The following is an 8,579-nucleotide window of genomic DNA, read 5'->3' as shown; positions in this document are numbered from 1 at the left end:
CGCTTACGATGACCACAAGCTTTTTTCAGCTTGTAGTCAAGCTGAAATTTATCTAGTCACACAAGTAAACAAAAGAAATGCTTCTTCTCCAGCTACCTTTCGAAGTGAATACCGTCAACAAAACTGGCGTTTTGTCACACAGGGTTTAGGAAAGAAGTTTCTCTCAAAAGGAGTCGAATGGAACAGCTGTTTTCTACTCTTAAAACCCTTTATGGGCTGGAACAGCCCAGGCTATATGGTATCCACAGATACTACCGGAATACTTTGTGGGTAATTTTGTTATATTTACTCGATCGCTTAATAGATAAAAGATTAGGTTTTAACACTTCAAAAGTGCCTTGGAACCGCTAGGTTTCTAGGTTTTTACCTTAGTTATGCAACAAGGTCTATATTTAAGTATGTATGTGTTATACTACATATAGAGAACACCATTATTGGGAAGAAGGTAGAATGATGCAGAGTCACATTTGTACTACTTGTGGCACTCAATACCCTCTATCATCAGAACCACCTAAAAGATGCGTAATTTGTGACGAAGAGCGTCAGTATATTAACCCAAATGGTCAATCTTGGACGACTTTAGAAAAAATGCGTGAAAGCAATATATACACAAACGAAATCCTTCATGAAGAAAAAGGTCTCTACAGCATCACGACAAAGCCTAATTTCGCCATCGGTCAAACAGCCTATCTCGTTCAAAACAAAGGTTTTAATCTCCTATGGGATTGTATTACATACCTAGATGACAGAACATTAGAAGAAGCAAAGAAATTGGGAGGAATTCAAGCTATTGCCCTCTCCCATCCTCACTACTATTCAGCTCAAGTTGAGTGGGCAGAGGCACTAGATACCCTAATTTATATCCATGAAGATGATAAAGAATGGGTAATGCGCCCAAGTGATAGAATTCAATTTTGGTCAGGAGAAACATTAGAACTATCAGAAGGTCTCACTCTTCATCGTTTGGGGGGACACTTTAAAGGTGGAACAGTCCTCCATTGGGAAAATGGTAACGATGGAAAAGGAGTACTCCTTACAGGAGATATTATCCAAGTTGTAGCAGATCGCAAGTGGGTAAGCTTTATGTATAGTTATCCAAACCTCATCCCTCTACCGGCTAAAAAAGTAGCGGAGATGGCAGAGAAAGTTGCAAGACTAAAGTTTGATCGTCTATACAATGCTTTTCATCGAATTGTAATTGAGAATGCTAATGAATCTGTGCAAAAATCTGCCGAAAGATATATTGCTGCTCTAGAAGGAAAATTATTTATAACGTAAATAAACCATTGTCTAACTCTGAATATGAGTAAAACAACCCCTTAACGAGTAGGACAGCTCCTTCGGAACTGGTCCCTAAATGAAAAGGCTCCTACGTTGTGTTCATATGCACAAAGTAAGAGCCTTATTTTTTCTATTCAGTTCTCATTTGAGTCTTGATTTGCTCTGCTTATCCCTTTAATGTTGCCTGCAGGGAATGTTATTACTGCTAACATGAGCAAGAAAGTCTTTGTGATCATGCTATTTTGGCTATTCTGAAACTACGGCGGATATACGGGGGGTCAAGCAGAATTGACTTTACGAAAGGAGATAATATCGGTTCATTTTTGAAAGAAATGACACATGGAGGAGCCGAGGTTGTGATTGATTGTGTGGGTATGGATGGGATAATGATCAAGCTTAGCTCTCCTATTAAAAGGCTGTTCCGATGATGGATACTCAGAAAAAGCGTTCATTAAATATATGTATTCATAAGGGCCGGGGACAGGGAGAACCCTTAAGGACCCGCCCCTGCCCGACATCTCAATGATCCGCATACAACGCAAAAATCCTCCCCCTTTTCTCCATCACCAGCTTGCTTTTTTTACGCCCGGAATCAGTCCTCTGTGGGCCAATTCCCGGAAACAAATACGACAGAGACCGAATTTTCGATATACCGAATGGGGACGGCCGCAACGCTCACAGCGAGTATACTCGCGCACTTTATATTTTTGTGGACGTTTCGCCTTTACGATCATTGATTTTTTGGCCAAGTGATCCCCTCCTTTTGCTTTTGATCAGTAACCGGTCAAGATTGTTTGAGTAGTTGCCGGTACTGCATCGGATGATACCTGGCTCTTACACACTATGAGTGATCTTCTTTAACCTGGCGGATATCCACCGCCCCCGGAGGAAGTTTGTCCTCGGGAATGGTATGCGGGCGGTTTGTGATCCGTGTCTTATGTTGCTTGGGGCTTCCGGCAGAAAAAGAGAGGTCCGGGCCGGCATACTTCTTTGTATCAGGCTTAATTTGATCTGTTTGTTTGTTTTCCATATAAGATACCCCTTTTTGAAAGCGTTCTACTTTTGTAATGTCCCCTTTGCCCGAATGTAAAATACGCCGGAGAATCATTGGTTAAAAATTGGTGTACAGCCTGCAAGAAGCTCTTCGCTTAATTTGTCTATATTTTTATATTTAAATGTATAGACATATAAGGAAAAAAGTATATAATTATAAATGTAAGCGGTATCAGAAGAAATGATTAAATAACTTGAATAAGGAGTCTGATGATCATGAAAAGAATTTTATTAGCTTGCAGTTCCGGAATGTCTACCAGCTTGTTGGTAACAAAGATGCAGGAACATGCCAGAGCGATTGGAGATGAGGCAGAAATCTGGGCCGTGGGGCAGGACATGGCAAAAAAGGAGATGACAAAAGCGGATGTTGTGTTAATCGGGCCGCAAATGGTCTTCTTAAAGGATGAATTGAAAAAAGAAGCTGAAAAATACGGCATTCAAGTTGAAGTGATCGATATGGCAGCCTATGGGATGGCAGATGGAAAAAAAGTATATGAACAGGCATTGGGCTTAATAGGTGATCGCTAATGGACAAAATACAGGCAGAAAATTTGACACAAGAGCAAATCGGATTTCAATTAATTCTTCACAGCGGGAATGCGCGGAGTAAAATTATTCAGTCACTGCGCGAGTATCGCGGAGGAAACACTGCAAAAGCGGAAGATCTGATCAAAGAGGCTGAAACAGATTTAAGTGCAGCGCATGACATTCATTTTCACATGATTCAAAAGGAAGCGAACGGAAAGAAAACGGATTTTTCCTTACTTCTTATGCACGCGGAAGATCATTTGATGTCCACTCTGACAATGAAGGAGTTAGTGAAAGAACTGCTTGAACTATTTAAAACGAAAGAAGGGTCATCATCATGAGCAGCACAGCGATCTTTGATAAGCTGAGTAAGATTCTTATTCCGATTGCCGGAAAATTAAACAATAACCGCTATTTAAAAGTATTGCGGGACGCTTTTATGTTAGCGTTTCCACTTACCATATTCGGTTCGATTATGGTCGTGCTTACCAATTTGCCGTTTCTTGAAAATTTGCTGAGCGAGGGAAGTCTGGACACATTTCGCACTGCGCTGGGGGTTGCACCGCAAACAACCATGAACATTATTTCCCTCTTTATCGTATTTGGGATTGGTTATTATCTTTCCAAAAGTTACGAAGTGGAAGGAGTATTCGGTGGTGTTGTTGCATTAGTATCCTTCCTGATCCTTACACCGTTTGTGTTTCAGCCGGAAGGCCGGGAAGCGGTACAAAACGTAATTCCGATTGACCGGCTGGGTGCCAAAGGGATGTTCCTGGGAATGATCGTCGGCTTTTTAGCGGCGGAAATATACCGGTTTTTCGTTCAGAAGGGGATTACCATCAAGATGCCGGCCGGGGTTCCGCCTGCTGTGTCAAGATCATTCTCCGCACTGATTCCGGCGATGATTACTCTGTCTGTTTTCCTTGTCATCAATATTATTGTGACCCAGGTTTTGAAAACAAATATGCATGATGTGATCTATCATCTGGTGCAAACGCCGCTTGTCGGCCTGGGAAGCGGAATCATCCCGACTTTAATCGCCATCTTTTTCGTGCAACTTTTGTGGTTTTTTGGCTTGCACGGGCAAATCATTATTAACTCGGTTATGGACCCCATCTGGAACACTCTTTCCGTTGAAAACTTGAACACATACACAGCAACAGGGGAAGTTCCTCATATTATCAGTAAACAGTTTATTGAAATCTACACTGTCGGCATGGGCGGATCAGGAATGACACTCGCAGTGGTTGTGGCCATGCTGCTCTTTATGAAGAGCAAACAGCTGAAGCAGGTGGGGAGATTGGGCATCGGACCCGGGATCTTTAACGTCAATGAGCCGATCATTTTCGGATTGCCGGTTGTGATGAACCCGTTAATTATCGTACCCTGGATTCTGGCACCGATGGCTGTCACACTGGTGACCTATTTTGCCATGACATCCGGTCTTGTCCCGCCTCCAACCGGTGTGAATGTACCCTGGACAGTACCGATCTTTATTAACGGGATGATGGCGACCAACTCTCTGGCCGGGGGACTGCTGCAACTGGTTAACTTTGCCATTGTATTCCTGTTCTGGTTCCCGTTCCTGAAATTTATTGACCGCATGAATCTGCAAAAAGAACAAGAAAATGGAAGCAGCAAATAAAAAACAAAAGGTTTTTAAAAAAGGTGAAAAGATCATGACAACGATTAAAGACACTAAACAAGAGATACAGTTTCGTTTTCCAAAAGGTTTCTGGTGGGGAAGCGCCACCTCGGCCACCCAGATTGAAGGTGCCGCAAGGGAAGGCGGAAAAGGTTTAAATATTTGGGATTATTGGTATGAAAAAGAACCCAACCGGTTTTTTAACGGAATTGGCCCGGACAAAACTTCAGATTTTTATCACCGGTATAAAGAGGATATCCGGCTTATGAAAGAGACGGGGCATAACTCTTTCCGGTTTTCAATCTCATGGTCCAGGATGATTCCGGACGGCAGCGGTGAGATCAATCAAGAAGCAGTCAATTTCTATAATAATGTGATCAATGAACTGCTTGCCAATGAAATTGAACCGTTCGTTAACCTATTTCACTTTGACATGCCGCTGGCGATGCAAAAGATTGGCGGTTGGGAAAACAGAGATGTGACTGATGCCTATGCCAGGTATGCTAAAATATGTTTTGAACTGTTCGGGGACCGTGTGAAGAAATGGTTTACCCATAATGAACCGATCGTACCGGTTGAAGGCGGCTATCTGTATGATTTTCATTATCCCAATGTCGTTGATTTCCAAAGAGCCGTTCAGGTTGCCTACCATACGGTTATTGCCCATGCAAAAGCGGTACGGGAATTCAAAAAGCTGGATATACAGGATGGGAAAATCGGGATCATTTTAAATTTGACGCCTTCCTATCCAAGAAGCAGCCATCCCGCTGATTTGAAAGCATCCCATATCGCGGATCTGTTCTTTAACAGAAGTTTTCTGGACCCGGCGGTAAAAGGGGAGTATCCGCAAGATTTGATTGATCTCTTAAAAGAACACGGCTATTTGCCCGCTGTGGCAGAAGGAGACCGTGCATTGATTAAACAAAATACAGTGGATCTGCTCGGGATTAACTATTATCAGCCCAGAAGGGTGAAAGCAAAGGAAAACATGCCCAATCCCGATGCGCCTTTGATGCCTGAACGGTTCTTTGACCCTTATGTGATGCCGGGCCGTAAGATGAATCCCCACAGAGGATGGGAAATTTACGAAAAAGGAATCTATGACATTCTGATCAACGTAAAAGAGAACTATGGAAACATTGAATGTTTTATCTCAGAAAATGGAATGGGCGTGGAAGGAGAGGAACGTTTCCGGGACGAAAAAGGAATGATCCGGGACGATTACCGGATTGAATTTATCCGGGAACATTTGAAATGGGTGCACCAAGCCATTCAAGAGGGCGTCAATGTCAAAGGATATCACTTGTGGACCTTTATGGATAACTGGTCCTGGACCAATGCTTACAAAAACAGATATGGTTTTGTGTCCGTGAACCTTGATAAAGACGGAGAACGCACGGTGAAAAAAAGCGGATACTGGTTTAAAACAGTTGCAGAAAATAACGGCTTCTAGAAAAGATGGTCCCCGGACCATCTTTTTTCAAATAAGATTGCAGCAATCTGATCATGCGCGTCATAGGTCTCCGAAATTCTTTACGATGGGGAGTTGCCATTTAAACTGGCTCAGGGCATAGTGGTATGTGAACGTCTCTCCGCTGAAGTGGCAGAGCTTCTCGTTTCAACGAGTCTGAAGCGATCCTCTCCACGAGCGTAATTTCCCGTAGTCCCTACGGTACATGTTCAATGGTTGGCGGGTCTTTCCCACGTGACAGGAATCGTTTTATGTGATGATACGATTCAGTTTTCAATGTACAGCACAAATGTGCGTATCATTGGATTCGACAAATATTCCTTTTTCAGTATTCCCGTTCACCAGTCATAAAAACAGTATTAGGTGGTATGAACATGAGTAAATATGAACAAATTTCAAATGAGATGAGAAGAAGAATAACGGAAGACTGCTATCCGGTTGACCAGCCTATTCCAGATGAATTATCGCTGGCGAAGGAATTTGGGTGCAGCCGGATGACCATGAAAAGAGCCCTTGATATTCTTGTCATGGAAGGGTTGCTGTATCGGAAGCGGGGGCATGGAACATTTATTGTCAAATCAGCGATTCAAAAAAATCACGTCAATGTAGTGAGTGAAAAAACCATCGGGTTGACAAAAGTACTGAAAGGCGAAAAGATTACCAGCAAAATTATCCGGTTTGAAGTTCTGTTTCCCTCAGAGGAAGTGGCTGCCCACCTGAATATAGACACAAATTCCCCTGTGTACCATGTTATTCGTCTCAGAATTGTTAAAGATGAACCTTATGTACTGGAACGGACCTATATGCCGACCCATTTGATCACCGACCTAAACGAAGAGGTCCTGTACTCCTCCGTTTACCACCATATCACGCACACACTGGGGTTAACCATTGCCGGCTCCCACCGCAAGATCCGCGCCTGCAAGCCGAATGAACTGGACCAAAAATATCTGGGGTGTGCACCTGATGACCCGGTGCTTGAGCTTGAGCAAGTGGGATTTTTAAATACGGGTATCCCGTTTGAATATACTTTTGCCAGACACCGTTATGATAAATTTCTTATTACAACTGTAAGCATTAATAAATAAAAAACCGATTTCCTCCGCATATGAAGAGGAATCGGCCTGTTCCCATGTCATATTAACGATTTTGCAGGACAAATCTCTTTTTTAAAAAGCAGGGGAACGATGGGGTATGCACCCGTTTGTTTATCTGAAGATCCTTGCCGGATCAGCAGTATCCGTATCCTCCGAATCCAAAGCCTCCGATAAAGACGAAGATCGTTGCAATCACCAACAGGTAGATTAACAGGGTTCTCCAGCTGAGTCCAAATCCGAATCCTTTACTCATTCCGCTTCACCTCCTTTACCGTTTGATCCGGTCCTGTGAGTCGGAGATCATTGAAGGATAGGAAGAAAGGTCAGGTCCAGGTGAATTAGTATCCATAGCCACCAAATCCAAAGCCACCCACTAAGACAAAGATCGTAGCAATGACTAACAGGTAAATTAAAAGAGTTCTCCAGTTAAAAAAACCATACCCAGCTCCACTGGACATTCCGCTTCACCTCCTTATCCTTGAGTCAATTACAGTTTATTCGTTTTCCGTTTTAACGGAAGGACGGATACCCATCTTACAAAAAATGATGAATTAGCCCTGTCATTGGATCATTTTGCTTGCTCAACGCTGCACCGGTGCGACCAATGATTTTATAAACGCCAGCCCACGGGTTCGGACCCATTTGGATATTTTCGGCATCACAAAAGCGGAGAACAAAAAACGAACGATTTTCCAGCCAATCGCCGCGATGAACCTCATCCTGTTCACCTCGTCCAATTTTGTTTACATATTTATATTCACCAGGAGAGCAGACGGAAAGACGAATGCCGGGAATAGAATAAAATTAGTTCCCCATCCCCGTCTGTGGAACGTGATGGTGTGAATCTTTCGCGGGTGATCAACGGACATCTGTTTTTTTATTTCTGGTTCATTGGCTCTTTCAGCCGGAGGCCGGCCGACATAGATTAATGTAAAAAATCATAAGAAGGGAAGATGTTTCAAGATGAGTAAACTTCAATATGTTCCCCCTCACCAGCTGGGCCGGCAGCATGTGGGAAAGCCGATGAAACTTTTGTTAAAGAACGGAAAGGAAATATACGGAACCATCAAGGAAGTGCGTAAAAACGGGGTTGTTTTTATCCCCGCCGCGGCCGCGTCCCGCCATCAAACCGGAGCGAATCAGTTCTTTGGATGGTTTATTTTTATTCCGTTTGGGTTCTTTATTCCTTTTTTGATTTTTTAAAGGGTAGCATATTGAGCCGTTAAAAAAGGCGATAGCTGAACCAGCTATCGCCTCCAATTTCTGGTCTATTCGTTAGTTTTGAAACATCATTGCCGCATCTGTAATCTAACTTTGAACTTAGATACATCATAAATTTCTCCTTTTACGTCACGAGGGATTTGATGTGCAATTTATTTCCAATCTCATTCCAATTGTAGACCCTTTCAGTGTTTGTTACATGAATTTCCTATTTCCTTCCTTGAATGATGACTAACCGGATTGTTGATACTAAATTTAACACTGAACAAGGGGAAGTAAGAGT

Annotated in this window: 11 protein-coding genes; 8 read left to right on the top strand and 3 right to left on the bottom strand. The window is 42.8% G+C overall.

What is annotated here, in order from left to right:
• Together I8U27_RS20615 and I8U27_RS10585 are read left to right on the top strand one after the other, a co-directional pair.
• On the top strand, positions 1 to 274 hold a 274-nt coding region (locus I8U27_RS20615; protein ID WP_232345359.1), incomplete at its 5' end, for a hypothetical protein.
• A gap of 179 nt (positions 275 to 453) precedes the next feature.
• Complete coding sequence (locus I8U27_RS10585; RefSeq protein WP_181752022.1) at positions 454 to 1,278, top strand: MBL fold metallo-hydrolase; 825 nt, start codon at positions 454 to 456, stop codon at positions 1,276 to 1,278.
• 566 nt (positions 1,279 to 1,844) lie between these two features.
• Here I8U27_RS10585 and I8U27_RS10580 read toward each other — a convergent pair.
• Positions 1,845 to 2,030 carry a type Z 30S ribosomal protein S14 gene (locus tag I8U27_RS10580; RefSeq protein ID WP_181752021.1) on the bottom strand — a complete coding sequence of 62 codons (186 nt, stop codon included), beginning with the start codon at positions 2,028 to 2,030 and terminating at the stop codon, positions 1,845 to 1,847.
• Between the two features lie 92 nt (positions 2,031 to 2,122).
• Complete coding sequence (locus tag I8U27_RS10575) at positions 2,123 to 2,311, bottom strand: hypothetical protein (protein WP_181752020.1); 189 nt, start codon at positions 2,309 to 2,311, stop codon at positions 2,123 to 2,125.
• 239 nt (positions 2,312 to 2,550) lie between these two features.
• Here I8U27_RS10575 and I8U27_RS10570 point away from each other — a divergent pair, with 239 nt between their 5' ends.
• The 5 genes from I8U27_RS10570 (at position 2,551) to I8U27_RS10550 (ending at position 7,066) form a co-directional block, all read left to right on the top strand.
• Positions 2,551 to 2,862 carry a PTS sugar transporter subunit IIB gene (locus I8U27_RS10570; RefSeq protein WP_181752019.1) on the top strand — a complete coding sequence of 104 codons (312 nt, stop codon included), beginning with the start codon at positions 2,551 to 2,553 and terminating at the stop codon, positions 2,860 to 2,862.
• Positions 2,862 to 3,203, top strand: coding sequence for a PTS lactose/cellobiose transporter subunit IIA (locus I8U27_RS10565; RefSeq protein WP_181752018.1), 342 nt, complete (start codon positions 2,862 to 2,864; stop codon positions 3,201 to 3,203). Before I8U27_RS10570 ends, I8U27_RS10565 begins: the two co-directional genes overlap by 1 nt.
• Complete coding sequence (gene celB, locus I8U27_RS10560; protein ID WP_181752017.1) at positions 3,200 to 4,507, top strand: PTS cellobiose transporter subunit IIC; 1,308 nt, start codon at positions 3,200 to 3,202, stop codon at positions 4,505 to 4,507. Before I8U27_RS10565 ends, celB begins: the two co-directional genes overlap by 4 nt.
• A gap of 34 nt (positions 4,508 to 4,541) precedes the next feature.
• The gene (locus I8U27_RS10555; protein ID WP_181752016.1) at positions 4,542 to 5,960 is read left to right on the top strand and encodes a glycoside hydrolase family 1 protein; all 1,419 of its coding nucleotides are present in this window, start codon (positions 4,542 to 4,544) and stop codon (positions 5,958 to 5,960) included.
• Between the two features lie 392 nt (positions 5,961 to 6,352).
• Positions 6,353 to 7,066: a GntR family transcriptional regulator gene (locus I8U27_RS10550; RefSeq protein WP_181752015.1), complete on the top strand. Its 714-nt coding sequence runs from the start codon at positions 6,353 to 6,355 to the stop codon at positions 7,064 to 7,066.
• 590 nt (positions 7,067 to 7,656) lie between these two features.
• Here the strand turns inward: I8U27_RS10550 and I8U27_RS10545 are convergent.
• The gene (locus I8U27_RS10545; RefSeq protein WP_181752014.1) at positions 7,657 to 7,794 is read right to left on the bottom strand and encodes a hypothetical protein; all 138 of its coding nucleotides are present in this window, start codon (positions 7,792 to 7,794) and stop codon (positions 7,657 to 7,659) included.
• A 244-nt stretch (positions 7,795 to 8,038) separates the two neighbouring features.
• Here I8U27_RS10545 and I8U27_RS10540 point away from each other — a divergent pair, with 244 nt between their 5' ends.
• Positions 8,039 to 8,278 carry a hypothetical protein gene (locus I8U27_RS10540; protein WP_181752013.1) on the top strand — a complete coding sequence of 80 codons (240 nt, stop codon included), beginning with the start codon at positions 8,039 to 8,041 and terminating at the stop codon, positions 8,276 to 8,278.
• Positions 8,279 to 8,579 lie beyond the last annotated feature (301 nt).

The sequence above is a fragment of the Paenactinomyces guangxiensis genome (genome assembly GCF_016055185.1).
In the GTDB taxonomy this organism is placed as follows: domain Bacteria; phylum Bacillota; class Bacilli; order Thermoactinomycetales; family Thermoactinomycetaceae; genus Paenactinomyces; species Paenactinomyces guangxiensis.
The sequence above is the reverse complement of the archived record's forward strand: the minus strand, read 5'-3'. Positions and strand labels throughout refer to the sequence as shown.

Bases quoted from the DNA above. Each gene is read 5' to 3' on its own strand.
- celB (WP_181752017.1), top strand. From the start codon at position 3,200: ATGAGCAGCACAGCGATCTTTGATAAGCTGAGTAAGATTCTTATTCCG.
- I8U27_RS10565 (WP_181752018.1), top strand. From the start codon at position 2,862: ATGGACAAAATACAGGCAGAAAATTTGACACAAGAGCAAATCGGATTT.
- I8U27_RS10540 (WP_181752013.1), top strand. From the start codon at position 8,039: ATGAGTAAACTTCAATATGTTCCCCCTCACCAGCTGGGCCGGCAGCAT.
- I8U27_RS10570 (WP_181752019.1), top strand. From the start codon at position 2,551: ATGAAAAGAATTTTATTAGCTTGCAGTTCCGGAATGTCTACCAGCTTG.
- I8U27_RS10550 (WP_181752015.1), top strand. From the start codon at position 6,353: ATGAGTAAATATGAACAAATTTCAAATGAGATGAGAAGAAGAATAACG.
- I8U27_RS10555 (WP_181752016.1), top strand. From the start codon at position 4,542: ATGACAACGATTAAAGACACTAAACAAGAGATACAGTTTCGTTTTCCA.
- I8U27_RS10545 (WP_181752014.1), bottom strand. From the start codon at position 7,794: ATGAGGTTCATCGCGGCGATTGGCTGGAAAATCGTTCGTTTTTTGTTC.
- I8U27_RS10585 (WP_181752022.1), top strand. From the start codon at position 454: ATGCAGAGTCACATTTGTACTACTTGTGGCACTCAATACCCTCTATCA.
- I8U27_RS10575 (WP_181752020.1), bottom strand. From the start codon at position 2,311: ATGGAAAACAAACAAACAGATCAAATTAAGCCTGATACAAAGAAGTAT.